General features: G+C 68.3%; 23 protein-coding genes. 7 read left to right on the forward strand and 16 right to left on the reverse strand.

The features are described 5' to 3' along the window. Positions 1-135: 135 nt before the first annotated feature. From H7A85_RS07410 to H7A85_RS07440, 7 genes are read left to right on the forward strand one after another with little or no spacing between them, the layout of a single operon-like run. On the forward strand, positions 136-1,230 hold the full coding sequence (locus H7A85_RS07410) for a transporter substrate-binding protein (protein WP_182085281.1): 1,095 nt from the start codon (positions 136-138) through the stop codon (positions 1,228-1,230). Then, a complete protein-coding gene (locus tag H7A85_RS07415) occupies positions 1,227-1,832 on the forward strand; it encodes an ANTAR domain-containing protein (protein ID WP_182085282.1) in 606 nt (201 codons plus the stop codon). Before H7A85_RS07410 ends, H7A85_RS07415 begins: the two co-directional genes overlap by 4 nt. Then, positions 1,810-2,718: an ABC transporter permease gene (locus H7A85_RS07420; protein ID WP_182085283.1), complete on the forward strand. Its 909-nt coding sequence runs from the start codon at positions 1,810-1,812 to the stop codon at positions 2,716-2,718. Before H7A85_RS07415 ends, H7A85_RS07420 begins: the two co-directional genes overlap by 23 nt. Next, entirely contained in the window at positions 2,718-3,638 is a 921-nt protein-coding gene (locus H7A85_RS07425) for an ABC transporter permease (RefSeq protein WP_182085284.1), read from the forward strand. The genes H7A85_RS07420 and H7A85_RS07425 overlap by 1 nt, the downstream gene beginning before the upstream one ends. A 13-nt stretch (positions 3,639-3,651) precedes the next feature. Next, positions 3,652-5,268: an ABC transporter substrate-binding protein gene (locus tag H7A85_RS07430; RefSeq protein WP_182085285.1), complete on the forward strand. Its 1,617-nt coding sequence runs from the start codon at positions 3,652-3,654 to the stop codon at positions 5,266-5,268. Between the two features lies 1 nt (position 5,269). Further along, entirely contained in the window at positions 5,270-6,214 is a 945-nt protein-coding gene (locus tag H7A85_RS07435; protein WP_182085286.1) for an acetamidase/formamidase family protein, read from the forward strand. A gap of 14 nt (positions 6,215-6,228) precedes the next feature. Further along, on the forward strand, positions 6,229-7,995 hold the full coding sequence (locus H7A85_RS07440; RefSeq protein ID WP_182085287.1) for an ABC transporter ATP-binding protein: 1,767 nt from the start codon (positions 6,229-6,231) through the stop codon (positions 7,993-7,995). Between the two features lie 78 nt (positions 7,996-8,073). Here H7A85_RS07440 and H7A85_RS07445 read toward each other — a convergent pair whose 3' ends face one another. From H7A85_RS07445 to H7A85_RS07520, 16 genes are all read right to left on the reverse strand, one after another. Continuing rightward, positions 8,074-9,528 (reverse strand): FAD/NAD(P)-binding protein, encoded by a 1,455-nt coding sequence (locus tag H7A85_RS07445; protein ID WP_182085288.1) that lies wholly within the window; start codon positions 9,526-9,528, stop codon positions 8,074-8,076. Beyond that, complete coding sequence (ssuD, locus tag H7A85_RS07450; RefSeq protein ID WP_182085289.1) at positions 9,525-10,697, reverse strand: FMNH2-dependent alkanesulfonate monooxygenase; 1,173 nt, start codon at positions 10,695-10,697, stop codon at positions 9,525-9,527. The genes H7A85_RS07445 and ssuD overlap by 4 nt, the downstream gene beginning before the upstream one ends. Before the next feature lie 76 nt (positions 10,698-10,773). Next, positions 10,774-12,186 (reverse strand): LLM class flavin-dependent oxidoreductase, encoded by a 1,413-nt coding sequence (locus H7A85_RS07455; protein WP_182085290.1) that lies wholly within the window; start codon positions 12,184-12,186, stop codon positions 10,774-10,776. 9 nt (positions 12,187-12,195) lie between these two features. Beyond that, the gene (locus H7A85_RS07460; RefSeq protein WP_210270229.1) at positions 12,196-13,401 is read right to left on the reverse strand and encodes an SfnB family sulfur acquisition oxidoreductase; all 1,206 of its coding nucleotides are present in this window, start codon (positions 13,399-13,401) and stop codon (positions 12,196-12,198) included. A 20-nt stretch (positions 13,402-13,421) separates the two neighbouring features. Next, positions 13,422-14,615, reverse strand: a complete 1,194-nt coding sequence (locus tag H7A85_RS07465; protein ID WP_182085292.1) for an SfnB family sulfur acquisition oxidoreductase — start codon at positions 14,613-14,615, stop codon at positions 13,422-13,424. Positions 14,616-14,627: 12 nt separating this feature from the next. Further along, the gene (locus H7A85_RS07470; RefSeq protein ID WP_182085293.1) at positions 14,628-15,281 is read right to left on the reverse strand and encodes a methionine ABC transporter permease; all 654 of its coding nucleotides are present in this window, start codon (positions 15,279-15,281) and stop codon (positions 14,628-14,630) included. Further along, positions 15,274-16,320 carry an ATP-binding cassette domain-containing protein gene (locus H7A85_RS07475; protein WP_244631026.1) on the reverse strand — a complete coding sequence of 349 codons (1,047 nt, stop codon included), beginning with the start codon at positions 16,318-16,320 and terminating at the stop codon, positions 15,274-15,276. Before H7A85_RS07475 ends, H7A85_RS07470 begins: the two co-directional genes overlap by 8 nt. 132 nt (positions 16,321-16,452) lie before the next feature. After that, positions 16,453-17,256, reverse strand: coding sequence for a MetQ/NlpA family ABC transporter substrate-binding protein (locus tag H7A85_RS07480; RefSeq protein ID WP_182085294.1), 804 nt, complete (start codon positions 17,254-17,256; stop codon positions 16,453-16,455). A 255-nt stretch (positions 17,257-17,511) separates the two neighbouring features. Further along, positions 17,512-18,741 (reverse strand): acyl-CoA dehydrogenase family protein, encoded by a 1,230-nt coding sequence (locus tag H7A85_RS07485; protein WP_182085295.1) that lies wholly within the window; start codon positions 18,739-18,741, stop codon positions 17,512-17,514. After that, positions 18,741-19,562, reverse strand: coding sequence for an ABC transporter ATP-binding protein (locus H7A85_RS07490; protein ID WP_182085296.1), 822 nt, complete (start codon positions 19,560-19,562; stop codon positions 18,741-18,743). The genes H7A85_RS07485 and H7A85_RS07490 overlap by 1 nt, the downstream gene beginning before the upstream one ends. A gap of 59 nt (positions 19,563-19,621) precedes the next feature. After that, positions 19,622-20,932, reverse strand: coding sequence for an ABC transporter substrate-binding protein (locus tag H7A85_RS07495; RefSeq protein WP_244631046.1), 1,311 nt, complete (start codon positions 20,930-20,932; stop codon positions 19,622-19,624). Between the two features lie 86 nt (positions 20,933-21,018). Further along, positions 21,019-22,341 carry an ABC transporter substrate-binding protein gene (locus H7A85_RS07500; RefSeq protein WP_182085298.1) on the reverse strand — a complete coding sequence of 441 codons (1,323 nt, stop codon included), beginning with the start codon at positions 22,339-22,341 and terminating at the stop codon, positions 21,019-21,021. A 5-nt stretch (positions 22,342-22,346) separates the two neighbouring features. Next, complete coding sequence (locus H7A85_RS07505; protein WP_182085299.1) at positions 22,347-23,411, reverse strand: branched-chain amino acid ABC transporter permease; 1,065 nt, start codon at positions 23,409-23,411, stop codon at positions 22,347-22,349. Positions 23,412-23,415: 4 nt separating this feature from the next. Beyond that, complete coding sequence (locus H7A85_RS07510) at positions 23,416-24,297, reverse strand: branched-chain amino acid ABC transporter permease (RefSeq protein WP_182085300.1); 882 nt, start codon at positions 24,295-24,297, stop codon at positions 23,416-23,418. After that, entirely contained in the window at positions 24,294-25,082 is a 789-nt protein-coding gene (locus tag H7A85_RS07515) for an ABC transporter ATP-binding protein (RefSeq protein ID WP_182085301.1), read from the reverse strand. The genes H7A85_RS07510 and H7A85_RS07515 overlap by 4 nt, the downstream gene beginning before the upstream one ends. Before the next feature lie 109 nt (positions 25,083-25,191). Further along, positions 25,192-26,598: an LLM class flavin-dependent oxidoreductase gene (locus H7A85_RS07520; protein ID WP_182085302.1), complete on the reverse strand. Its 1,407-nt coding sequence runs from the start codon at positions 26,596-26,598 to the stop codon at positions 25,192-25,194. Positions 26,599-26,656 lie beyond the last annotated feature (58 nt).

Genomic DNA, 26,656 nt, shown 5'->3' on the forward strand with positions numbered 1-26,656 from the left:
TGGAAAACCTGACGCAGGATCGCTCCCACATACCGGCCTTGATCGCCGGGCGGCAATCGAGCCCCGTGAGTCCGATACGACGCTTCGAAGCGTCGTGGCGCGACCTCGGGGCTTTTTCGTTTCAGGGCAGGACACTTGCGGCATCGCATCGACATCGGCGTGCTCTTCTCTCGGACCGGCAGCTACGACCGGCTCGGCGAGGCCTGCCGCAAGGGCGCCTTTGGGGCGATCGCAGCGATCAATGCCGATCCGGCGCGCCGCATCCGCTTCGAGGTCGCCGAGCGCGATCCCGAGGGGCGGATCGAGCGCTATGCCCCGCTCTGCGCCGATCTTCTGACGGGAAGCAGGGTTCGCCACGTCGTCGGCTGCATCACCTCCTGGAGCCGGAAGGACGTCATTCCTGTCCTCGAAAAGCACGGCGGCCTTCTTTGGTATCCCGCGCCCTACGAGGGCTTCGAGGCCAGCGATCACGTCGTCTACATGAACGCGGCCCCGAACCAGCATCTCGTGCCGCTCGTCGCCCATGTGGCGGCGCGCTACGGAAGCGATGCGTTTCTCCTCGGATCCAACTACATCTGGGACTGGGAGATGAACCGCATCGCCCGCGACCTCGTGGCCGATGCCGGCGGCGAGGTGCGGGGCGAGCGCTACCTGCCGCTCGGCGACACGGATGTCGCCCGGCTGATCGCCGAGATCCGCGCCACGGCGCCGGATTTCGTCCTCAACAACCTGATCGGCCCCTCGTCCTACGCCTTCTACGAAGCCTATGCGGCTCTCGGGCGCGAGGACGAGCGCTTCCATCCCGAGCGGCGGCCGATCCTGTCCTGCAACCTGACGGAGGCCGAACTTCCCTCGATCGCCCCCTATGGCGAAGGACACCTTTCGTCGCTGCCCTTCGTCCATGACGGTGCGCCGGGACCTACGTCTTCCTTCGAGGCGGCGGCCCACGCGGCGGTAACCGTCCTTGCCGACGCCATCGAGGCGGCGGGGAGCGACGAGCCGGATGCGGTGCGACACGCGATGGCCGCAAGCACGCATGTGACCGCGCTCGGGCCCATCCGCATCGATCCGCTCACCCAGCATGCGCAACTCCCCGTCCGGATCGCGAGCATTCGCGGCACGCGCTTCGAGGTGCTGGAGGAAAGCCCGAGGCTCGTCGCGGCGGACCCGTATCTTTCGCGCTACGACCCCGCTGCCACGTTCCGTCCGAAGCTGAGGCTGGTGCGATGACGAGGGCCGTGCGCATTCCCAATCTCGGCGGGGCAAGGGCGGTCGTCCTGCATCGCGAGCACGCCTCCGTCGACGTGCTGATCCGCCAGCTCGGCGCGATCGGGCTGGAAGTGGCACAGGCGTGGCCCGATCTGCCGGCCTCGGCCGCCGGAGCGGATTTCCTGTTCTTCGACGTCGACCACGGCTTCGACGAGCAGTTCCCTTGGGCTCCCGGCGAGGCGCCGATGCCGCTCGTGGCGCTGATCGGGTCGGAAGCGCCCGGCCGCATCGAATGGGCGCTGTCGCACCGGGCCGACGCGCAGGTCCTGAAACCCGTCGGCAGCGCCGGCGTCTACTCCGCGCTTTTGATCGCCCGGCGCGCCTTCGACGAGCGGCGGCGGCTCGGAGCGGAGATCGCCGCCCTGCGCGAGCGCATCGCCGAGCGCCAGACGGTCGTGCGCGCGGTGGTCGCCCTGTCGGGCGGTGGCATCGGCGAGGAGCAGGCCTATGCCCAGCTCCGGGCGCTCGCCATGGGCTGGCAGATGACGATGGAAGAAGCCGCGCGCCGCGTCGTCGATCTCAAGAACAAGGAGGCCTCGGATGAGCGTCCTCGTCGGGCCTGAGGCCTCCGCCGTTCCCCCGTCCGCGCCGGTGGGCGGCGAGGGCGTCCTGCGCCGGCTCCTCGGGCGCCGGCTCGCCGTGTTCGGGCTCGCGATCATCGCCTTGGTCGTTCTGTCGGCGGTCTTCGCACCGCTCGTCGCCCCGTTCGATCCCAACGAGCAGTTCTTCGACGGCCTGTCGCTGGAGGGCTCGCCGCTGCCGCCCTCCGCCACCTACTGGCTCGGCACCGATCTTCTCGGCCGCGATCTCCTGTCGCGCCTTCTCTACGGCGCGCGCAATTCGCTCGTCATCGGCATCGTCGCCAACGGTGCGGCGCTCGTCATCGGCACGTTGGTCGGCGTCGTCGCCGGCTATTACCGCGGCCTCGTCGGCACCGTGCTGATGCGCTTCACCGACCTGATGATGGCGTTTCCGGCGCTGCTCCTGGCGATCTGCCTTGCCGCCGTCCTGCGCCCGAGCCTGTGGATCGTCGCACTCGTGATCGCGCTGGTGAACTGGGTGCAGGTGGCTCGCGTCGTCTACTCCGAGACGCGCTCGCTCGCGACACGCGAGTTCATCCAGGCTGAGGTGACGCTGGGGGCAAGCTCGTCCCGCATCCTGTTCCACCATGTTCTGCCGCACCTCACCTCCACCGTGATCGTCTACGGCACGCTCGGCATTTCGACGACCGTGCTTCTGGAAGCGACGCTGTCCTTCCTTGGCGTCGGCGTGCAGCCGCCGGACGCCTCGTGGGGCAACATCATTTTCGAGAACCAGACCTACTTCCAGGCGGCGCCCTGGCTGGTTTTCTTCCCCGGCGCGGCGATCCTGGCTCTCGCGCTCGCCTTCAATCTCGTCGGCGACGCGCTGCGCGATGCCCTCGACCCGACCGAGGAGGGGCGCGGCTGATGGCGATCTATCTGGCACGCCGCCTGTTTCAGGCCGTTCTCATTCTCCTCGGCGTCAGCCTCGTCACCTTCGCGCTGCTCTACCTTCTGCCGGCGGACCCGGCCCGGCAGATCGCCGGACGCACGGCGACCGCGGCGCAGGTGGCGGGCATTCGCACCCAGCTCGGGCTCGACCAGCCCTTCCTCGTCCAGTACGCGCGCTATCTCGGCAACCTCCTGCAAGGCGATCTCGGCCGATCCTACCTCCAGCGCTCGGCGGTCGCCGACCTGATCTCAGCGCGCCTTCCCGCCAGCCTCCTCCTGATGCTGGCCGCGATCCTCTGCGAACTCGCGCTCGGCCTTTCCATGGGCATGTTGGCCGCCGTCCGGCGCGGGCGTGCCAGCGACCACGCGCTGATGGTGACCTCCTTCGTCACCGTCTCGGCGCCGCAGTTCGTGGTGGGCCTTCTTCTCCTCTACGTCTTCGCCGTGCGCCTCGGCTGGTTCCCGATCGGCGGCTACGGCACCTTTTCCCATCTCGTCCTGCCGGCGCTGACGCTCGGCATCCTCGGGGCCGGCTGGTACGCGCGCATGATGCGCTCCTCCATGGTGGACGTTCTGCGCCAGGACTATGTTCGCACGGCCCGCGCCAAGGGCCTCAGGCGCTGGACGATCCTCGCCCGCCACGCGCTGCCCAACGCGATCCTGCCCGTCATCGCGATGATCGGCATCGACATCGGCCTCTTCATGAGCGGCATCGTCGTGGTGGAGAGCGTCTTCGGCTGGCCGGGCATCGGCCAGCTCGCCTGGCAGGCGATCCAGCGCGTCGATCTGCCGATCATCATGGGTGTCACCCTGGTTTCGGCGGTCGCCATCGTCCTCGGCAACCTTCTGGCCGACCTCGTCACCCCGCTCATCGATCCCCGCATCAAGCTTCAATAGGAAGGAACCTCCCATGACGTCCCTCTTCAAGCGGAGCGCCGCGGCGCTCGCCATCACCGCGTCGCTCCTTTCCGCTCCGGCCGCGGCCCTGGCGCAGGACGCCAAGACGATCACCGTCACCTACAAGGACGATATCGCGACGCTCGACCCGGCGATCGGCTACGACTGGCAAAACTTCTCGATGATCAAGTCGATCTTCGACGGGCTGATGGACTACGAGCCGGGCACCGCCACGCTGCGGCCGGGGCTGGCCGAGAGCTACGAGATCTCGCCTGACGGCAAGGTTTTCACCTTCAAGCTGCGCGACGGCGTCAAATTCCACAACGGCCGCGCGATGACGGCCGAGGACGTCAAGTATTCCTTCGAGCGCACGGTCAACCCGGCCACCCAGTCGCCGGGCGCGGGCTTCCTTGGCTCGATCGAAGGCTTCGACGCCATGCAGGGCGGCACCGCGACCGAGCTGTCCGGCGTCAAGGTCCTCGACCCGAAGACGGTCGAAGTGACGCTGTCGCGCCCGGACGCGACGTTCCTTTCGGTGATGGCGCTGAACTTCTCCTTCATCGTGCCGAAGGAAGAGGTCGAGAAGTCCGGCGCCGACTTCGGCCGTAACCCGGTCGGCACCGGCGCCTTCAAGCTCACGGAATGGACGCTCGGCCAACGGCTCGTTCTCGAAAAGAACGCCGACTACTACCGCGAGGGCGCGCCCAAGCTCGACGGCATCACCTTCGAGATCGGGCAGGAACCGGTGGTCTCGCTCCTGCGCGTCCAGAACGGCGAGGTGGACGTGCCGGGCGATGGCATCCCCCCGGCCAAGTTCCGCGAGGTGATGGGCAATCCCGCCGAGGCCGCGCAGGTGGTGGAGGGCGTGCAGCTCCACACCGGCTACATCACTATGAACACCAAGGCCGCGCCCTTCGACGACCTGAAGGTGCGTCAGGCCGTCAACATGGCGATCAACAAGGAGCGCATCGTCCAGATCATCAACGGCCGCGCGACACCCGCCAACCAGCCGCTGCCGCCCACGATGCCGGGCTACGTCCAGAACTTCGAGGGCTACAAGTACGACGTGGACGCGGCCAAGAAGCTCCTCGCCGAAGCCGGCCATGAGAACGGCTTCGAGACCGAGCTGTTCGTCGCCAACGTCGATCCGCAGCCGCGCATCGCGCAGGCGATCCAGCAGGATCTGGCGGCGATCGGCATCAAGGCCTCGATCCAGAGTCTGGCTCAGGCCAACGTCATCGCCGCCGGCGGCTCGGCGGAAGGGGCGCCGATGATCTGGTCGGGCGGCATGGCCTGGATCGCCGACTTTCCCGACCCGTCGAACTTCTACGGCCCGATTCTGGGCTGCGCGGGCGCGGCGGACGGCGGCTGGAACTGGGCGAAATACTGCAACGAGGCGCTGGACGGACAAGCCGCCGCCGCCGATGCCATGGTCGATCCGGCCAAGGCCGCCGAGCGCGCGAGCGCCTGGGGCGAGGTCTACAAGCAGGTGATGGCCGACGCACCTTGGGTCCCGGTCTTCAACGAGAAGCGCTACACGATGCGCTCGGCCCGCATGGGCGGCGACGACGCACTCTATGTCGATCCGGTCAACACGCCGATGAACTATCGCTACGTCGAGACCAAGTGAGATGTGCAAGGCCTGCGATTATACGATCCACGGTCGCCAGCACCATTTCGGCTGGGACAATTCGCTCGAACCGGCGCTGAGGGTGGCGCCGGGCTCGACGATCGAGTTCGAATGCCGGGATTCCTCGGCCGGCCAGCTGACGCCGGCGTCCACGGTCGAAAGCGTCACGGCGCTCGACTTCGGCAAGATCAACCCCGTCTCCGGGCCGATCTTCGTCGAGGGCGCGGAGCCCGGCGACGCGCTGAAGGTGACGATCGACGGCTTCAAGCCGTCCGGCTTCGGCTGGACGGCCAACATCCCGGGCTTCGGGCTCCTGGCGGACCAGTTCACCGAGCCCGCCCTGACGCTCTGGAACTACGATCCGAGCGGAACCGTGCCGGCGGCCTTCGGCGCGCACGGGCGCGTGCCCCTGAAGCCCTTCGCTGGGACGATCGGCAATGCGCCGGCCGAGCCGGGGCACCACTCGGTGGTGCCGCCGCGCCGGGTCGGCGGCAATCTCGACATCCGGGACCTGTCGGCGGGCACGGTCCTGTATCTCCCGGTGGAGGTGGCCGGCGCGCTCTTCTCGGTCGGCGACACCCACGCCGCGCAAGGCGACGGCGAGGTCTGCGGCACGGCGATCGAAAGTCCGATGAACGCCGTCCTGACGCTCGATCTCGTGAAGGGCGCCCATCTCGCCATGCCCCGCTTCACGACGCCGGGGCCGGTCACGCGCCATCTCGACGCCAAGGGCTACGAGGTGACGACCGGTGTCGGGCCCGACCTGATGACGGGCGCGGGCCGAGCCGTCGCCGACATGGTCGAGCTTCTGGCGGCCCGCTACAACCTGGCTCCGGTGGACGCCTACATGCTCGTCTCGGCCTGCGGCGATCTTCGGATCTCCGAGATCGTCGACATGCCGAACTGGGTCGTTTCGTTCTACTTCCCGCGCGTCGTGTTCGAATGACGATGATGCCCGCGATGGACAGGGAGGTCGGCACCCTGGCGCCGGCTCCCGAGCCCGTGCTGTCGGTTCGAGATCTGACGATCTCGGTCGGGCAGGGCGCGCAGAGGCGCGCGCTTGTCGAAGCCTTGTCCTTCGACCTGGCACCCGGCGAGACGCTATGCATCGCGGGCGAATCGGGCTCGGGCAAGTCGCTCACCTCGCTCGCCGTGATGGGGCTCCTGCCCAAGCCCGGCCCCGTCGTATCCGGCGGCTCCATCCGTCTGGCGGGCGAGGAACTGATGACGCTTCCCGAACGCGGGATGCGCCGGGTGCGCGGCGATCGCATCGCGATGATCTTCCAGGAGCCGATGACCTCCTTGAACCCGGTGCTCACCGTCGGGCGCCAGATCACGGAGGCGATCGAGGCGCATCGCGACGTGTCCGCGCGAGAAGCGCGGCAACTCGCGCTGGAAGCGCTCGAGGCCGTTCGCATTCCCGAAGCCGAGCGGCGGATGGGGCAGCACCCGCACGAACTCTCCGGTGGCATGCGCCAGCGCGTGATGATCGCGATGGCGCTGGCGCTCGAACCCGACGTCCTGATCGCCGACGAGCCGACGACCGCGCTCGATGTGACGATCCAGGCGCAGGTTCTCGGTCTCCTCAAGGAAATCCAGGCGACGCGCGGCACCTCGCTGATCCTCATCACCCACGACATGGGCGTCGTGGCCGAGATGGCCGACCGGGTCATCGTGATGAGAGGGGGGCGGGCGGTCGAGGACGGCGCGGTGGCCCCGATCTTCGCCGCGCCGAGGGAAGACTACACGAAGGCGCTTTTGGCCGCCGTCCCGCGCATGGGCGACGGGCGGGGGCGCGCTGCTTCGGCGCCGACGCGGCCCGTCGCCGAGATCCGCGATCTTGCGGTCCGCTTTCCCCTGAAGGGCGGGTTCTTCGGGCGCCCGGTCGCCGAGGTTCACGCGGTCGCCGGCATTTCCTTCGAGGTGCCCGCCGGGGCGACGCTCAGTCTCGTCGGCGAAAGCGGCTGCGGCAAGTCGACGACCGCCAAGGCGATCGCGGGCCTCGTCCCCTACGAGGGACGGCTCTCGGTCGCCGGCCGTTCGGGAGAAGGCCTTTCAGTGCCCGAGCGCAAGGCGCTGCGGCGCGACGTGCAGATGATCTTCCAGGATCCGTTCGCTTCGCTCGATCCGCGCTACCGGGCCGGCGACCTCGTGGCCGAACCGATGGCGATCCATGGCATCGGCTCGGCCCGCGAGCGCGAGGAGCGCGTCGCGGCCCTGTTCGAGCGCGTCGGCCTTCAGGCGGACGCGATGCGGCGCTACCCCCATCAGTTCTCCGGCGGCCAGCGCCAGCGCATCTGCATCGCGCGCGCGCTTGCGCTGAGGCCGAAGCTCATCATCGCGGACGAAAGCGTTTCGGCGCTCGACGTGTCGGTCCAGAAGCGCGTTCTGGAACTCCTCAGGGAACTGCAGGACGAGTTCGGGATCGCCTATCTCTTCATCAGCCACGACATGGCCGTGGTGGAGAACATCTCCGACCGGGTGGCGGTGATGTATCTCGGCCAGATCGTGGAAACCGGCACGGCCGCCCAAGTCTTCGGCGATCCGCGCCATCCCTATACGCGCCGCTTGATCGACGCGGTGCCGGTGCCCGATCCCGCCCGCCGCCGAGCCGGCTTTTCGCGCCTTACGGGCGAAATCCCGAGCGCGGTGAGACCGTTGGGCGATCCCCCCACGCGGCTCACCCTGCAGGACGTGGGCGACGGGCATCTCGTCGCGTCCTCTTAAGCGCGATCGTCTGCCCAAATTCGTCGCTCGGCATCGGGTGCGATGGCACGGTGGTGCGTCGCCGAGAAGATTGCGCGGCTATGAACCGATCGCGGGGTGCGCTTCGATGTTCTCCGTCGCCCTGTGGCTCTGCGGCGTCGAGGCAGACGGTCGGCCGGGCTCGCCCAGCCCCTCGGCGATCGCCTGCGCGACGGCCTGCGCATGCGCCGTCACCTGCGGCAATCCCATGAGCTCGCCGAACGTGCCCCTGGCGAGCGGACCGGCGACGAAAAGGTTGGGAACCGCGTGGCCGTCGCGATCGACGGCGAGATGATCGGGGCCGACCTGCAGACCCAGGCCGACGCGATCGAGGGTCGCCAGTCCCTCTTCATGGAGGGAGCGGACGGGCTGACGCTCGACGATGCTGCGATGGGCAGGGCCTGTCGTGTTGAGAACGCTGTCGAACGCCTGCGTCCGGGTTTCGCGCGTGCCCCGGGGGCGGAATTCGACGAGAAGCTGTTCGGGGGCGGTGCGAGACGTGACGAGCCCGGCGGCGATCGAGCGCAGCCGTCCCTCGCCCTCGAGCCTTTCCAGAACGCCCGCCACCTGGGGCGCGATCCGGAAGCGGTGAACGTCCCAGAAGCTGCGCAGGCGGCGGACGATCTTTCGCCGCTCGGGCTCGGGCAAGGCTTGCCAGATCTCCGTTCCCTGGCCTCGCAGCGCATCGAGAACACCGTGCCAGGTCTGCCCGAGCGCTTGCGCCTGCGCGATCGTGCGGCGGACCCGGCGGATCAGGTCGAGGGCCGTTCCGGCTGGCTTCGACACGAAATCGCCGAAGGGCTCGACGGGGGCGGGCGCATGGGCGCGCGAGCGCAGGCCGTTGCGCGAGAGCATCAGGATCGAGCCGCGATGCCCCAGGCGGTCGAGCGTGGCGACGGTATCCGCCGCGGTGAGGCCGTTGCCGACGATCAGGACGCGCGCGTGCGCGGATACGCTCGCCAGCGCCCCGGCTTCGGTCGGATCGGCGATGAAGCGCGGATTTCCCGCCAGCGCCTGCAAAGCGCCTGGAATGGCCGGGGGCGGGTGCGTCGTCGCCAGAACGAGACGATCGGCATGCAAGGCGCCGTCGGAGAGCGCGATCTCGAACGAACCGTCCCCCCGGCGCCGCACGCTTTGGGCGAACGCGCGCCGATGAACGATCCGGCCTGTCGCGAGCGGGGGAGCGAGGCAGTCGGCGACGTAGCGCCCGAACAGGCCGCGCTGCGGATAGCTCTGGCCCGAGCCGTCGAACGCGTCCTCGTCGCCCTCCAGCGCATCGGTTGCGGCGAGCCAGCGCTCGAACGCCTGCGGATCCTGCGTGTCGAGGCTCATGCGCGCGGCCGGAACGTTGATCCGGTGGGCGGGGTCGCTTGTCGAATAGGCCAGCCCCGCGCCGAGCGAGGCGCGCGGTTCGACGACGACGATGGAGGTCCGGCGATCGGTGTCGATCAGCGAGAGATGGTAGGCGACGGCCGCGCCCGTGTAGCCGCCACCGAGAATCGCGACCGTCGTCACGACTGGCTGGCGAGCGGCGCGGGGCGCGTGTCGCCGGCGATCGACTCGCCGAAGGGGCCGGTGTTCACGCCGGCCGCCTTGGCGCGCAGCGGATGGGCGAGCGGCAGGCGCGGCAGCACGAGTTCGCCGAAGCGATAGGCTTCCTCCAGATGCGGGTAGCCCGACAGGATGAAGCTGTCGATGCCGAGGCGCCGGTATTCGTCGATCCGTTCGGCGACCGTATCCGGATCCCCGACGAGAGCGGTGCCGGCCCCGCCGCGCACGAGGCCGACGCCCGCCCACAGGTTGGGGCTCACCTCCAACTGGTCGCGCTGGCCGCCGTGCAGGCGGCTCATGCGCGCCTGGCCGACCGAGTCCATGCGCGAGAAGACCTCCTGCGCCTTGGCGATCGTCGCGTCGTCGAGGCGGCTGATGAGGTCTTCGGCCGCTTCCCAGGCCTTCGCCGTGGTTTCGCGCACGATCACGTGGAGGCGGATGCCGAAGGACACCGAGCGCCCTTTCGTCTCGGCAAGGGCGCGAACGGTCTCGATCTTCTCGGCGACGAGTGCCGGCGGCTCGCCCCAGGTGAGATACTTGTCCACCTGCTCGGCCGCGACCTCGTTGGCCGCCTCGGACGACCCGCCGAAGTAGAGCGGCGGGTGCGGCGTCTGGACGGGCGGGAACAGGAGACGCCCGTCGGAGATGCGGAAATGCTTGCCCTCGTGCTCGACCGTCTCGCCGGCGAGCACGCGCTTGTAGATGTCCAGGAACTCGCGCGTCACCTCGTAGCGCTCGGCATGGGACAGGAAAATGCCGTCGCCGCCGTTTTCCTTCGGATCGCCACCGGTCACCACGTTGATCAGGAGCCGGCCGTTCGAGATCCGGTCGAGCGTCGCGGTCATGCGCGCGGCGAGCGTCGGCGACTGGAGTCCGGGGCGCACGGCGACGAGGAAGCGCAGCCGCTCGGTCAGCGGGGCGAGCGCCGAGGCGACGACCCAGGAATCCTCGCACGAGCGCCCGGTCGGTAGAAGCGCGCCGTAATAGCCGAGCTGGTCGGCGGCTTGGGCGATCTGCCGGAGATAGGGAAGATCGACGGCGCGACCGCCCTCGCTGGTGCCGAGATAGCGGCTGTCGCCATGGGTGGGGAGAAACCACAGGACGTTGATGGCGTCGGGAATGGAGCGGCTCATGCTGAATGTCCTTCGTGGTGTCCGGTGCGACCTGCGCCGACCGGGCGGCGAGGGGCGAGGCGGGGTGCGACGGATGTCATGCGACCTCGATCGGCGAATGGCTGGGTTTCGCGTCGCGGCGTTCGGCCCGCGCCGCCAGATGCGCGGCGGCGCCGGCATGGCGGGTCGGCAAACTGTCCTCCGCCCCGAAAAGACGGCGGCGCAGCGTGCCCTCGCCATAGGCGGTCTTGTATCGCCCGCGCGACTGGAGCGCGGGCACCACGTGGCGCGTGAAGTCGTGCCAGCATTCGGGCACGACGGTGCGCGTCAGGTTGAAGCCGTCGATCTCGCCCTCGTCGATCCAGCGGATCATCTCCTCGGCCACCCGGTCGCCCGAGCCGACGATCAGCGGATAGCGACCGCCGAGCTTCAGCCCGTCCAGAAGCTGGCGCTTGGTCAGCCCCTTCCGCCGGGCCGCCGCGGTGGTGGACTGGATCGCGTTGGTCGGGCCGTAGGCGATCTCGTCGTCGAGGCCGTAAGCCGAGAAATCGATGCCGCTGCCGGCGGCGAAATGGGCGAGGCCCGCTTCGGGGTTGGCATGGGCGAGGTAGTCGGCGAGGCGCTCCTGCGCCTCCGCGTCGCTTCCCCCCGTCACGACGCTGAGGCCGACGAAGATCCGGATGTCGTCCGGCCGCCTGCCTGCCGCCACCACCGCCTCGCGCAGTTGCCGCGAGGTCCGGCGCGCCGCTTCTGGGTCGGACGCGGAGATGAAGACGCATTCGGCATGGCGCGCGGCGAAGCGCTGCCCCCGGCCCGAGGTGCCGGCCTGGAAAAGGACGGGCGTTCGCTGGGGCGAGGGCTCGCTGAGGTGGTAGCCTCGGCCCTGATAGTAGGGGCCCTCGTGCCGTATCTCGTGGAGGCCCCTGGGGTCGGTGTAGAGGCGCGCCGCCTTGTCGCGCCGCACTGCGCCCTCGTCCCAGCTCGCCTCCCAAAGCCCGTAGAGAAAGTCGAGATAGTCGTCGGCCCGGTCGTAGCGCTCGTCGTGCTCGGCCATGGCGTCGCGCCCGACCGCGCGCGCGGCGCTGTCGAGATAGCCGGTGACGATGTTCCAGCCGATGCGCCCGCCCGTCAGGTGGTCCAGCGTCGAGAAGCGCCGGGCGAACGTATAGGGATGCTCGACCGCCGTGTTGACGGTGACCCCGAAGCCGAGATGCGTCGTCACGGCGGCCATGGCGGGCACGAGCAGCGTCGGGTCGTTGACCGGCAGCTGGATCGACTCGCGCGCGGTCAGGTCGATCGAGGCCCCGTAGACGTCGTAGACGCCGACGATGTCGGCGATGAACACGGCGTCGAAAAGGCCGGCCTCGAGCGTCCGGGCAAGATCGATCCAGTGGGACAGGCGCGTGTAGTCCTGCGAGCTGTCGCGCGAATGGGTCCACAGGCCATGGTTGATGTGGCCGACGCAGTTCATCGTGAACGCGTTGAGGAGGATTTCCTTTTGGGCGGTCATCGAACCCTCTCAGATCGCGCCGTGGCGCGGCGGGCGCTCGCCGGTCAGGGCATATCGTCCGACGATCTGGTATTTCCAGCGCAGGGGATCGTGCGTCGTGTGCGTGCGCACGTTGCGCCAATGGCGGTCGAAACCGTCGGCGGCGAAAGTCGAGGAGGCGCCGCCGAGCTCGAACAGCTTGGTGGCGGCCCTGAGACCCGCGCGGTCGCACAGGATGCGGGCCTGCGCCACCGCGATGGACGCCGCTGCGACGCTGGCCTCGTCCGGCGCGTCGCGCGCGGCGTCGACCGTCCTGCCGGCTCGGGCCAAGAGCGCTTCGGCGGCCCGGAGGCGGACCGCCGTTTCGCCGATTTCCCGAAGGGTCAGAGGGTCGTCCGACGCACGCTCGATCGCGACGTCGATCCAGGGGCGGGCGCGTGTGCGAACGAAGCGGAGCGTGTCGGCATAGGCCGCGCGGCCGATGCCGAGATCGATCGCCGCATGCATGATCTGCGCGAGCGGGCCGACGGTGGTCGGCGCATTGAAGACGGCGCTGAACGGCACGATCCATTCCGGCTCGATCGCGACATCGTCGAAGCGCACCGAGCCCGAGCCGGTGATGCGCTGGCCGAACCCGTCCCAGTCGTCGCTCACGCTGACGCCGGGTGCATGTCTCGGCACGAAGACGAGGCGCGTGTCGCGTTGGTCGCCCTCGCGAACCAGGGCATGGGTCGGGATCCAGTCGGCGTAAAGGGCGCCGGTACAATAGAACTTCGCGCCGTGAAGCCGAAGCCGTCCATCCTTCTCCACGAGCCGCGTGCGCCGGGAGAAGTCGCGCGTGCCGGTTTCGGCCAAGGCGTTGCCGAAGCGGCGCCCTTCGAGCGCGAGACGGAAGAAGAACGCCTTCTGCGCCTCGCTTCCCGAGAAGCGCAGCACTTCCAGCGCGTAGAAGTGGTTTTGCGGGATCTGGCCGAGCGATCCGTCGGCGGCTGAGATCGTGGCGATCACCTCGGCCAGTGTTCCGGCCGAAACGTCGGCCCCGCCGAACGCCCGCGGCACGGTGATGCCCCAAAGGCCGCTGGCGACGAAGCGCTCGAGCTCGTCCCAGGGCAGGTGGCGCTCGGCGTCGCGTCGGGCCGCCTCGCCTGCGAAGTCCTGCGCCAGGGCATGCGCGGCGCGAAGCGCGTCCGCGTCGGTTTCGATCACCGGCACCGCCGGTCTGGTTGCCGTGTCCATATTCCGTCTCGTCGCCGCCATCAGTTCCACGAGTGCCGGCGGGGGAAGGTGCCGTTCACGGCGTAGTTGCCGAGGAGATGATACTTCCAGCGCACGGGGTCGTGCAGCGTGTGGACGCGGGCGTTGCGCCAATGGCGGTCGAGGGCGTGGGTGCCCCGCGTCGCCCCGGCGCCTGCCAGATCGAAGAGGGTTTCGGCCGCCTCCAGCGCGATCTCGGTGGTCAGGATCTTGGCTTCGGCGACCGCGACGGAGGCACGGGCCGAGCTTTCCGGCGTCACCGGTTCGGCGGCGATCGCGTCGAGCGTTTCGGCGCTTTCGCGCGTCACGGCTTCGGCCGCCGCGAGCGCGGTGGACAGATGGCCGATGCCATGGCGGATCGTCGGGTCGTCGCTCGCCCGATCGACGCCCGAATCGATCCACGGCCGGCCCTGGTCGCGGACATAGGCCACCGCGTCGGCAACGGCCGCTCGCGCAATGCCGAGGTCGATCGCCGCCTGAACCAGCTGCGAGACGGGGCCCGCCAAGGTCGGCCGGTCGGCCATCGCATGAAGCGGCAGCATGTCGTCCGGCGTCACCGCGACGTTGTCGAAGGTGACCGTTCCGCTCGCGGTGGTGCGCTGGCCGAAGGCCGACCAGTCGTCGACGACGTTCACGCCCGGCGCATCGCGGCGGGCGAAGACGAAGACGGGGCGATCGTCGGTTCCAAGGGCGCGGGTCGGGATCCAGTGCGCGAAGAGCGCACCGGTGGAATAGAAGCGCTGCCCGTTCAGGCGGAGGCCGTCCGCCCCTGCCACGACGCGCGTCGTCATGTCGGTCATCCGCTGGCCTGTCCGCTCCGGCCCGGCATTGCCGAAGCGCAGGCCCGCCAGGGCGTCGGCGAAGAAGCGTCGCTTCTGCTCGGCTGTGCCGATCTCGCTGATGACGGCGAGGACGCCGACCTGGTTCTGCGGAATTTGGCCAAGCGAGGGATCGGCCGCCGAGACCGTGGCGAAGACTTCCGCGAGCGTCGCAAAGGAAACGTCGGCACCGCGGAACTCGCGCGGGACCGTGATCCCGCCGAGGCCGCTGGAACTCCAGCGATCGAGTTCGACACGTGGGAACACGCGGTTTCGATCGCGCTCGGCGGCACCGATGACGGCTCCCTCAGCGAGGCGCGAGGCGGCAGCGAGCGCATCGGCGTCGTCGCGGATGACATGGGCGGGGGCCGGGCTCATGCGCGAGGCTCCTCAGCGGGCGCGAAGGCGGCGCACGGCGGTATCGCCGAAGAACTGGACGATCGAGACGAGCGCGACGAGGATGGCGATGACGACCATCATCAGCGTCGTGTCGAAGCGCTGGTAGCCGTAGCGGATCGCGAGATCTCCGAGCCCGCCGGCCCCGACCGCGCCGGCCATGGCCGAAGCGCCGATCATCGTCACCAGCGTGACGGTGAAGCCGCCGACGAGGCCGGGCAGGGCTTCCGGCAGGAGAACGTGCCGGATAATATGCCGGCGACGGCAGCCCATCGCCTGGGCGGCCTCGATCAGGCCGGCGTCGACCTCGCGCAGCGAGACCTCCGCGATGCGAGCGAAGAAGGGGGTCGCCGAGATCGACAGGGGGACGATCGCCGCCCAGACGCCGATCGTCGTACCGGTCAGAAGGCGCGTCAGCGGCAGGAGCGCCACCAGAAGCACGATGAAGGGCGTGGCGCGGAACCCGTTGACCACGGCCGACAGGATTCGGTGGGCGAGGGGCGCGGCGACGATGCCGCCGGGCGCCGAGAGAACCAGGAACAGCGCTAGCGGAATGCCGGCAAGGAGCGCGATCCCGGCCGAGATGCCGACCATCGAGAGCGTATCGATCAAGGCTGCCTGGATGCGGGCGATCATCGCGTCAGACATAGCCGAGAACCTTCGCATCCAAATCCGTGGGAACCGGCAGTCCGGACGCGCCGCCGAGGCGCGCGGCGACCAGCAGGCGACCCTGCGTATGCCCGCCGATACGGTCGAGCGCGGCATCGAGCAGGCGCAGGCCATGGGGAAAGGAAGCGCCGAGCGCCGTCAGGTCGGGCTCTTCGGTCCCGGAATAGCGCAGCTCGACGATGGCTTCGGTGCGCCCCGAGGCGTCGGGCGAAAGCCGCGTGGCGAGGTCGTCCGGCAATCCCCGCGCCAAGGGTTCGAGGAGGGCCTTGGTCGCCGCATGTTGCGGCGCTCCGAAGACCTGCCAGACGGCGCCGCTTTCCGCCACCTCGCCTCGATCCAGAACGAGGACGCGGTCGCAGATCTCCCGGATCACGCTCATCTCGTGGGTGATGAGGACGATCGTCAGGCCGAGACGGTGGTTGATGTCCTTCAGGAGCGCCAGGATCTGGAGCGTCGTTTCGGGATCGAGCGCCGATGTCGCCTCGTCGCAGAGGAGGATGTCGGGCTTCGACACCAGCGCGCGCGCGATGCCGACGCGCTGCTTCTGGCCGCCCGACAGCCGGGAGGGGTAGGCGCTTTCCTTGCCGACCAGCCCGACCAGAGCGAGCACGTCGTCGACGCGCCGGCCGATCTCGACGCGGGGCACGCCGGCGACGAGAAGCGGGAGCGCGACGTTCTCGCGCACGGTCTTGGCCGACAGGAGGTTGAAGTGCTGGAACACCATGCCGACCCGGCGCCGGAAGGCGACGAGCGCGTCGGTATCCAGCGCCGCGATGTCCTCGCCGTCGATGAGGACGCAGCCTTCGGACGGCTCCTCCAGGCGGTTGACGAGGCGCAGGAGGGTGGACTTGCCGGCGCCGGAGCGGCCGATGATGCCGAAGATCGAGCCTCCGGGCACGTCGGCGTCGATGTGCCCAAGTGCCCTGACCTCGCCCGAACCCGCCCGGTACGTCTTGCCGATCCGTTCGAAGCGGACCGATCCGGCGCGCCTCGGCGTATCCGCGCGCTCGTCGCCCACACGAAGCTTCGCCGCCCGACCAACCCGCGCTGGCGAAGGTGTGGCGGAGCCTGCGCGCAGGAGGGGCAAAAACATTTCGGACATGGTCGGGCTCCGATCGAGGCTTCGGCGTCGCGGGGCGGGATCGGCCGCTCAGTTCTCCCAGGCGATCGTGTAGAGCTTGGGATCGTTGGCGAAGGCGGTACCGATCGCCGCGCGCACCTTCGGAGAGCTCTGGTAGATGTTCACGAACTTGGCGATGTCGGCATCGTCCGCGCGGTCCTTGCGCGCCACGAAGCGGATCGCGAACTGGCGGTCGTCGATGCCGGAATAGATCAGCCCACTCGCCGGATCGAAGGCCTTGGCCGCCACGATGAAATGCGGGTAGCCGAGCGCAAGGTCGACATCACCGGTGACGCGCACGAGCTGCGGCCCTTCGACCTCGGTGAAGGACAGGTTCTTGGCGTTCTCGACGATGTCGTCGAGCGTCCCGCGGAAGCCGACGCCGTCCTTCAGCTTGATGAGGCCCGCCTTTTCCAGGAGCAGGAGGCCACGGCCCTGGTTGACCGGATCGTTGGCGATCGCCACCGTCCCGTCCTGCGGGATCTCGTCGAAGCCCTTATGCTTCAGCGAATAAAGGCCGATATTGGCGAGCGTACCCGTGCCGACGTCGGTGAACTCGTAGCCGCGCTCGGCCACCGCGTTGTCGAGAAACGGCTTGTGCTGGAAGTAGTTGAGGTCGATGTCGCCGGCTGCCAGCGCGACGTTGGGCGTCGTCCAGTCGGAGAACTCGACCACCTCGACGTCGAGCCCTTGCGCCTTCGCCTCCTCGGCGGCGGCGGCCACGGAATCGGCATAGGCGCCCGGCGTCACGCCGACCTTGAGACCGGCCGCATGGCCGAGCGAGGTGAAACCGAGGAAGGCGGTGGCGACGGTGGCGAGAAGCAGCGACTTCATGGGAACGGTTCCAGCTCGAACGACGGATCTGACACCATCGGGGAGAGCACTTCATTGCCCGCCGCCGAAGCGTTCCCACACCTTAAATCCGAATTATCTATCTACAAAATATAGTTTTCTGTTTGGTCGCTGAGGCGGAGATTCGTTTTCTCGAACCGGCCGCCCCCATCGCGGGGGGACGGATCGCTCCGGCCGGCCGCGATGGGCGTCGTCGGCGTGCGAGCCGAACGATCTATAAGGCCGAGCGAATGCGGGTCATGTGCCCGCCAGCCCGATACGCCACTGATAGGGTGGGGGCGTTCCGTTGACGGCGAAGTCGCCGACGATGCGGTCCTTGTAGATGCGCGGGTTGTGAGAGGAGAGTGTGCGCGCGTTGCGCCAATGGCGGTCGAGCGCGTTCGGCTTCTTCGTCGCCGAGGCGCCGAGGGCGTCGAAGAGGATCGTCGACGATTCGAGCACGAGGCTGGTCAGGACGGTGACGGCCTGCGAGGTCTCGATCTCGGCGATCGCGTTGGCGCGTTCCTCGGCCGCCTCGTCGCCGGCGAAATGCGCCTGGAAGGCGCGCTCCACCGCGCGCGCCACTTGGAGGACGATGGCGCTCGCGACATAGGCGTTGCCGCGCAGGCGGCCGACGACCTGAAGCACCTGCGGATCCTGGGCCGAGGTCGGGCCGGCGGCGTTGGTATAGTTGCGCTTGCGCGCAGCGACCGCCGCCGCCGTCTCGTCGGCGATGGCGCGCGCCAGACCCGCGAGCGTCGCCAGATGCACCGTCTGGTAGAAGGCCGCGCCGTAGCGGAACTTGTCTTCGTCCACCACGAGGTCGGCGGGGTCCACGGGTGCGTCCCGGAACGTCGTCGTGCCGCTCGCCGTCAGGATCTGGCCGAAGCCGTCCCAGTCGTCCACCACCTCGACGCCGGGCGCGTTCCGTCGCACCTGCACCGTGCCGCCATCGCCGGACGGCGTCGCGACGCCGACATCGATCCAGTCGGCATAGAGCGAGCCGGTCGTGTAGTATTTCGCGCCGTTGAGGACGAGGCCGCCGTTCGCCTCGGAGACCTTGGTGGAAAAGCCGTCCTGCGAAGCCTGCCCGATCTCCGTCCAGGCGTTGCCGATGAGATCGCCCGCGGCGAGGCGCTCGGTCCAGCGCTTGCGATCCTCGCCCGGCGCCTTGGAGACGACGTCCTCGACGAAGCCGAAATGGCCGCGCAGCGCCTGCGTGATGTTGGAATCGGCAGCCGACAGCTCGATCAGGATGGCGAAGAGTTCGGGCAGCGTCGCGCCCGCGCCGCCCTCGGCCTCGGGCACGCGAAGCGCGCCGAGCCCGGCCTTGCGCAGGGCGTCGATCTCGGCGACCGGCAGGCCGCGCGTCAGCTCGCGCGTCACCGCGCCCGCCGCGATCTCGGCGAAGATCGGCCGGAAGCGCCCGGCCAGGGTTTCATAGCGTTCGCTCGGGCCTTCGCCCCAGCCGCGATCGATGGGCGACATCAGGATACACCGTTGAATGGGAGAGGGGAGGCGGCGGGCGCATCGTCCGCTGCGCCGCCGAGATAAAGGCGATGGAGGTCGCCGCGCTGCAGGAGCTCGGCCGACGTGCCGGACGCCACGACGCGCCCGCTTTCGAGGACGACGGCGCTGGACGCATGCCGGAGCGACAGGGCGGCGTTCTGTTCGGCGAGGAGGAAGGACACGCCCTTTTCCCGGTTGAGCCGGGTGATGATGCGGAAGATTTCCTGCACGATCAGCGGAGCGAGGCCCATGGACGGCTCGTCCAGGAGAACGAGGCGCGGCCGGGTGAGAAGCGCTCGCCCGATCGCCAGCATCTGCTGCTCGCCGCCCGAGGTCAGGCCCGCCTGCACCCGGCGCTTCTCCTTCAGGCGCGGGAACCAGCCGTAGATCTCGTCGAGATCCTCTGCCAGGCGCCGCCGACCGGGCCGGTGGAGAAAGGCGCCGGACAGGAGGTTCTCCTCCACCGAGAGGTGTGGGAATACGTGCCGGCCTTCGAGGACATGGACGATGCCGCGACCCGTCAGCTTGTTGGCGGGAAGCCCCAGAATGTCCTCTCCCCGCAAGCGGATATGGCCACGGCGAACGCTGGCGCGGTCGGCGGCGGCCAGCCCCGAGATGGCCTTCAGCACCGTGCTCTTGCCGGCCCCATTGGCGCCGAGCAGGGCGACGATCTCGCCGTCGCCGATGCGCAAGGACACGTCGGCGACGGCGAGGATCGCGCTGGCATAGACCGCCTCGATGCCCGACACGTCGAGAAGCGTCGCGGCTTGCGTTCGCGGGGCGAGGGGAGCGTTGGCCATGGGCGAAATCCTCGGCGGTTGGGAGGGCGCCGGAAGGGGGAACTCCCGGCGCGTGCGGTTCACTGGCTGGCGACGTCGCGCGGGGTGATGTTGTTCTCCTTGGCGTAGGCGGCGGACTTGGCATCGATCAGCGGGCGCAGCGTCTGCCGGTCCGCCTGCACCCAGTCGCTGATGAGGTTCCACTTCGCCCCGTCCCATTGCTGGACGCGCACCGCGCCGCCGCCTTCATGATCGGCAGGGCTGAGCGCCAGGTTCTGCGTCAGGCCGAGGAAGCCGGCCTTTGCCAAGGCCACGTCGTCGAGCTTCAGGTGCTCCAGCGCCCATTGGCCTTCCTCGCCGGTGATCGGCCGGTTGCCGAACTTCGCCTGCGCCTGGCGCACGATCTCGACGTTGAGAAGCGCGTTGGTGAGGCCGGAATTGTAGTAGACGCTGCCGAAGAGCTTGGGATCGCGGAGGTCCGACTTGCCCTTGTCGAGGATGTTCTCCTTCAGGCGCTTGTGGATCTCGAAGTCGGTGCCGGCCGGATAGGGCGTCAGCGCCAGATAGCCCTTGGCCGCCTCGCCGGCCGGGATCACGTCGTCCTCCGAAGAGGCCCAGACGTCGCCGACGATATGGTCGGCGGGGAAGCCGAAGCGCTGCGCGGTCTTGATGGCGACCGGCGTCGACACGCCCCAGGTGCGCAGGAAGATCCAGTCGGGCTTTTCTTCGCGAACCTGTCGCCACTGCGAGTTCTGCTCGCTGCCGGGATCGGGCACCGGAATCTGGATGTTCTCGAAGCCGTACTTCTCGGCGAGCAGCGCCAGCGGGTCGAGCGTTTCGCGGCCATAGGCGGAGTCGTGATAGACGGTCGCGATCTTCTTGCCCTTGAGCTTGTCGAAGCCGCCTTCCCGCTCGGCGATGTAGTTCACCAGCGCCGAGGCCTCGCTATAGAAGGTCACGACGACGGGGAAGTTGAAGGGGAAGACGCGCCCGTCCGTGGCTTCCGTCCGGCCGTAGGCCAGGGTCACGAGTGGGATCTTGTCGGCGGCCGCGCGGTCCGACAGGGCGTAGGCGGCCGGCGCGCCGTTCGGGAAGTAGGCGGCGACGGGCGCGCCGTTCAGGCCGTTCTTCGCGCGCTCGTAGCACTCGATGCCCTTTTCGGCGGTCCATTCCGTCTCGCATTCCTGCCAGACGATCGGCACGCCGTTGATACCGCCCTCCACCTCGTTGATGTAGCGGTAGTAGTCGATCATTCCCGCCCAGATGGAAACGCCGGAAGCGGCATAGGCGCCGACGCGGTAGCTGGCGATGGGAAAGAACTGCTTGTCAGAATCCGGCCCCGGTGCCGTGTCGGCGGCAAAGGCCGCCGTGGCCAGCAACGCAGCGGCCATCGCGCCGAGCGTGGTCTTCAGAAGGGTGCGTGTCATGAAAGGATCCCCCATGGGTGATACGGCGCGGTTCGCTTGTATCGACGTCGTCAGTTGGTTTCGGGCGTGCGCGGCGTGATGTTGTTCTGCGCGGCGTAGGCGGCGGCGCCCTCCTGGATCAGCGGGCGAATGAGGTCATGGTCGGCCTTGATCCAGTCGGTCTGCAGAACCCACTTCTGCCCGTCCCAGCTTTGGATGCGGGCAGCGCCCCCGCCCTCGTGGTCGGCGGGCGTGATGGCGATCGGCTGGAGAAGGCCGTCGAAGCCGATCTCCTTCAGCCGCGCTTCGTCGATCGCCAGATGCTCGAAGGCCCAGCGGCCTTCCTCGCCGTCGAGCGGCCGGGCGCCGAAATGCTTGTAGCCGGTGCGCAGCGCTTCCACGGCGAGCGCCGCGTTGACGAGGCCGATATTGTAGTTCACCGCGCCGAAGAGCTTGGGGTCGCGAAGGTCGGATTTGCCCTTGTCGAGAATTTCGGCCTTCAGACGCTTGTGGATCTCGAAGTCCGTGCCGCCGGGATAGGGGGCGAGGGCGGAGTATCCGACCGCCGCCGTTCCCGCCGGCATGACGTCGGATTCGGAGCCCGCCCACACGTCGCCGATGATATGGTCGGCGGGAAAGCCGAAACGTTGCGCGGTCTTCAGCGCCACGACGGTGGAGACGCCCCAGGTGCGCAGGAAGATCCAGTCGGGCTTGGCCTCGCGAATCTGGCGCCACTGCGGCGACTGCTCGTTGCCGGGGTCGGCGACCGGAATCTGGATGTTCTCGAAGCCGTATTTCTCGGCGAGAAGCTCCACCGCCGGCTGGCTGGCGCGGCCATAGGCGGAGTCGTGGTAAAGGGTGACGATCTTCTTGCCCTTGAGCTTGTCGAAGCCGCCTTCCCGCTCGGCGATGTAGTTGATGCCGGTGGAGGCCTGGCTGTAATAGGAGAAGAGGAGCGGAAAGGCGTAGGGAAACACCGAGCCGTCGACGCTCTCGGTCTTGCCGCCCGCCGGGTCGATCAGCGGGATCCTGTCGGCCGCCGCCTTTTCCAGAAGCGCATAGGTCGCGGGCGTGCCGTGGGTGAAGAAGAAGGCGAGGGGCGAGCCGTTCTTGCCCGCCTTGACCCGCTCGTAGACCTCCACGGTCCGGTCCGGGCTCCACTCGGTCTCGAACTCCTCGTAGTCGAGCTTGACCCCCTCGATGCCGCCTTCCACCTCGTTGATGTAGCGGAAATAGTCGCGCTCGCCGGCCCACCAGAGCTCGCCCGACGAGGCATAGGCCCCGACGCGGTAGGTCGGCAGCGGCACGTATTGCGTTACGCCATCGGCGAAGGACGGGGCGGCGGACCCGAGGACGGTCCCGGCCAGGAGCAGGACGGAAAGAAGGCGCTTCACGGGACTTACCTTTGAACGGAGGGAAAGAGAGTGCGGCGGGCAACGCCCGATGGGCGCAGGCCGAGAAGACGGGCAAGGCCTTCGGGCTCCCGGATCAGGAACCAGATGATGAGGGCCCCGAAGATCGCCTTCTGGACGTTCTGAAGGACGCCGGCGTCGACCTGGCCGGCGAAGACATGCTGGACCAGCCAGTCGAGGCCGAGCGGGAGGAGGCTGACGAAGGCGGCGCCGAGATAGGCGCCCCGGATGGTGCCGAGACCCCCGATGATGATGATGAACAGGATCTGGTAGGAGCGCGACAGGCCGAAGCTCTGGACGCTGGCCGAGCCGAGATAGGCGAAGGCCCAAAGCGCGCCGGCGATCCCGAGGAGGAAGGAAGAGACGGCGAAGGCCTGGAGCTTGGCGCGCCGCACCGGCACGCCGATCACGGCCGCCGCCGTGTCCATGTCGCGCACCGCCATCCAGTTGCGCCCGGTCTGGGAGCGAACGAGATTGAGGGCGAGAAGGGTCGAGAGCGCGACGACCCCAAGCGTCAGCCAGTAGCGTCCATGTGGGCCGTTGAGGTCGAGGCCGAAGAGATGGAGACCGCCGGGCAGCGCGATCGTCGCCGACGAGTTGGCGTTGTAGAACCAGGGGAACTTCAGGAACAGCCACTCGAAGAAGAACTGTGCGCAGAGCGTCGAGACGATGAGGTAGAAGCCCTTGATGCGCGTCGAGGGCAGGCCGAACAGGAAGCCGACCGCGCCGGCGATGACACCGGAAGCGACGAGGGCCAGCGGCAGCGGCAATTCGGGAAGGCGCAGCTGGAAGGCGAAGGTCGCATAGGCCCCGACCATCATGAAGGCGCCCGAACCCAGCGACAGCTGGCCGGCATAGCCGGTCAGAAGGTTGAGCCCGAGCCCGGCGAGCGACAGGATCAGGAAGGGCACGACGATCGCGTTGACCCAATATTCCGTGGCGAAGAAGGGCACCGCGACAAGGACGAGACCGGCAGCCATCAGAAGCGCGATGCGAGGTGCGTCCGAGCGGACAGGGGACGGGGTGACGACGGGAAGCGCGGCTTGCGACATCGGGTCAGACCCTTTCGATCCGGCGTTCGCCGAAAAGGCCCGCCGGGCGCACGAACAGAAAGAGAAGCGCGAGCGCGTAGGCGAACCAGGGCGTGATGCCGCCGCCGATGAACGGCCCAACATAGGTTTCGGCAAGGCTCTCCCCGGCTCCGACGATCAGGCCGCCGACGATGGCGCCGGCGATCGAGGTGAAGCCGCCGATGATGAGAACGGGGAGCGCCTTCAGTACCACCAGCGACAGCGAGAACTGGACACCCTGGCGGGCGCCCCACAGGAGACCGGCGACGAGACCGGCAATGCCCGCGACCGCCCAGACGATCTGCCAGATGCGGTTGATATCGATGCCGAGCGACAGGGCGGCGCGCGTATCGTCGGCGACGGCGCGCAGCTGGATGCCGATGCGCGTCCGGTTGAACAGGAGCGACAGGGCGAGGACGAGCGCGAGTGCGACGCCGGCGGCGACGAGGTCGAACTGGCTGACGAGGATGTCCCCGAAAAAGACGGGGAGGTCCTCGATGCCGAGATCGAGCGCGCGCACCTGCGAGCCCATGACCCCCTGCGCCACGCCTTCCACCACGTAGGACAGGCCGAGCGTCGCCATGAAGAGCGTCAGGGGGCTGCGGTTGGTCAGCGGGCGCAGAAGCAGGCGCTCGATCGCGATCGCGGTGAGGACGAGGAGCGCGATCGTGATCGCCGCGGCTCCGACCGCCGGCACGCCGGCATCGGTCAGCGAGACGAAGGTGAGCGCGCCGAAGAGGAGGAGCGACCCTTGCGCATAGTTGAAGACGCCGGACGCCTTGTAGATGAGGACGAAGCCGATCGCGACGAGCGAATACATGGTGCCGGCGAGAAGTCCGCCGATCAGCGTTTCCAGAAACAGGCTCATGCGGCGAGCTCGCCATGCTCGGCGCCGAGATAGGCAGCGATGACGTCCGGGTTGTCGCGGATCGTGCCCGGCGCCCCGTCGGCGAGCTTGCGGCCGTAGTCGAGAACGACGACGTGGGTGGCGAGCTTGAGAACGATGCCGATGTCGTGCTCGATGAGGACGATCGTCAGCTTCAGATCGCGGTTGAGCCGGGCGATCAGCGCGGCGATCTCAGCCTTTTCGGCGGCGTTCATGCCGGCCAGCGGCTCGTCCAAAAGAAGAAGCGTCGGCTCGGCGACGATGGCGCGCGCCAGCTCCACCTTCTTCTGGATGCCGTAGGCGAGTGTGCCGACCACCGTCTCGGCATGCGGCTCGAGGTCGAGAAGCGCAAGGACTTCGCGCGCCCGGGCTTCGAAACGGCGCTCCTGGTTCCGAGCGCGCGGCAGCCGCAGCGCTTCCTCGATCAGCGTCACGGCTGAGCGCCGCGACAGTCCGGCGATGACGTTGTCGAGAACGCTCATGCCGGAAAACAGAGCGTTGTTCTGGAAGCCGCGTCCGATGCCGCGACGGGCGGCATCCCCGGGGCGCATCCGGGCGAAGCGCTCGCCCTCGAAGACGATCTCGCCGCTATCGGGTACGTAGACGCCGTTGAGGATGTTGAGGAGCGAGCTCTTGCCCGCCCCGTTCGGGCCGATCAGGGCGCAGATCTCGCCGCGCCGGACGCGAAACGACAGATCGGAGATCGCCTTCACGCCCCGAAACGACAGGGACACGCTGCGGACCTCCAGGGCGGGATCGTGGCTCATGGTTGAAAGGGTTCCGGTTTCGGGAGATCAAGCGGACATGCGCCCGCCATCGCCGGCGCGCGAAGCGCCGGCGTTCGTCGATCGAAAGGGGCGGGACGCTCCTTCGGTGTCAGGCGGCTTGGGTGCGCCTTGCCGCTTCCTCCTCCCGCTTCACCCGCTCGATGTCGCGGAAGCGGTGGGCGGGGTGCGTCTCGGGGAGATAGGCGCCCTCGCCGAACAGTTTTTCGCGCAAGGTTCCCGGCCGGTAGGCCTTCGTGTAGACGCCGCGCTTCTGGAGTTCGGGCACGACGTAGCCGATGACGTCTGTGAAGGAATCGTGTGCCAGCGCATAAGCGAGGTTGAAGCCGTCGATATCGGTCTCCTCCACCCACTCCTGCAGGAGGTCGGCGATCGTTTCCGGCGAGCCGACGAAGAGCGGCCCCATGCCGCCGATGCCGCCCCATTGGGCGAGCTCCTCGATGGTCCAGACCTTGTCGCCCTCGGCCAGCTGCTCCACCGCCGAGACGATGGCGTTGGTCTTCACCTTCTTGACCGTGTCGCTCGGGCGGTAATGGCCGAAATCGATGCCCGTCCATCCCGACATCAGGACGAGGGCGCCGTCATAGGAGGCGTATTTTGCGTAGTCCTCGTACTTCGCCCTGGCCTTCTCATCGGTCTCGTCGACGATGATCGTCGCCATCGCGTAGATCAGGACCTTCTTCGGGTCCCGTCCTTGCGCAGCGGCGCGGGCGCGGATGTCGGCGACATAGGCCTTGGTCGCGCTTTTCAGCGGCGTCGAGATGAAGACGCATTCGGCGTGCCCGGCGGCGAACGCCTTGCCTGCGCCGGACGCGCCGGCCTGGAAAAGGACGGGAGTTCGCTGGGGCGATGGCTCGGCGAGATGGTAGCCGGGAACGTCGAAATAGGTGCCCTTGTGGCCGATCTCATGGATTTTGGCGGGGTCGGCGAAGATCCCGCGCTCCCGGTCGCGCACCACCGCGCCCTCTTCCCAGCTTCCCTCGAACAGCTTGTAGAGGACCTCGACATATTCGGTGGCAATCTCGTAGCGGTTGTCATGCGTCTGAAGACCGCCCTGGCCGACGTTCTTCGCCCCGCTTTCGAGATAGGAGGTGACGATGTTCCAGCCGACGCGCCCCTTGGTATGGTGGTCGGCCGTGGAAAGGCGCCGGGCGAACGTATAGGGGTGCTCGAAGCTGGTGGAGGCGGTGATGCCGATGCCCAGATGCTCGGTCGCGAGCGCGATCGGATTGGCGAGCTGCAGCGGGTCGTTGACCGGGATCTGGACGCCTTGCGTCAAGGCATGGTCGAGATTGCCCTTGTAGACGTCGTAGTAGCCGACGACGTCGGCGATGAAGACCGAATCGAACAGCCCCCCTTCGAGAATCTTCGCCAGGTCCGTCCAGTACTCCAGATCCTTGTACTGCCAGGAACGGTCGCGCGGATGACGCCAAAGGCCCGGGGACTGGTGGCCGACGCAGTTCATTTCGAAGGCGTTGAAACGGATCGTCTTGCTCATTTCGGTCCCCAACCTGGTGAGACCAGCCTATGGGGAAACGGGCGGGAACGCCGGTAAA

This window comes from Aureimonas sp. ME7 (genome assembly GCF_903970965.1).
Taxonomy (GTDB): domain Bacteria; phylum Pseudomonadota; class Alphaproteobacteria; order Rhizobiales; family Rhizobiaceae; genus Aureimonas.